The organism is Paraburkholderia sp. SIMBA_054, assembly GCF_046534875.1.
GTDB classification, from domain to species: domain Bacteria; phylum Pseudomonadota; class Gammaproteobacteria; order Burkholderiales; family Burkholderiaceae; genus Paraburkholderia; species Paraburkholderia hospita.
In genome coordinates this window covers 1-284 of record NZ_JAWRXV010000583.1, presented here as the reverse complement: position 1 = coordinate 284, position 284 = coordinate 1, and the positions used below count along the sequence as shown (strand labels likewise).

General features: G+C 57.4%; 1 pseudogene. It reads right to left on the bottom strand.

Annotated elements, in window-relative coordinates:
- Window positions 1-89: 89 nt before the first annotated feature.
- Window positions 90-284: pseudogene (locus SB822_RS56430) on the bottom strand (electron transfer flavoprotein subunit beta/FixA family protein); the annotation flags it as partial.

The following is a 284-nucleotide window of genomic DNA, read 5'->3' as shown; positions in this document are numbered from 1 at the left end:
GTATTGAGCGTCGCTGCCTTCAGCGCCGCGTTGTCGTGTTCAGCAATTACCAGAATCGTCATTTCATTCGTCTCCGCAATGTCCGTCGATCAAAGCACTTTGGCTTCGGTCTTCAGCTTTTCGACCAGCGTCTTCACGTCGGCCACCTTCACGCCAGCCGAGCGCTTCGGCGGCTCGCTGACCTTCAGCGTCTTCAGACGCGGCGTGACATCGACGCCCAGGTCTTCGGGCTTCACGATTTCGAGCGGTTTCTTCTTCGCCTTCATGATGTTCGGCAGCGTCAC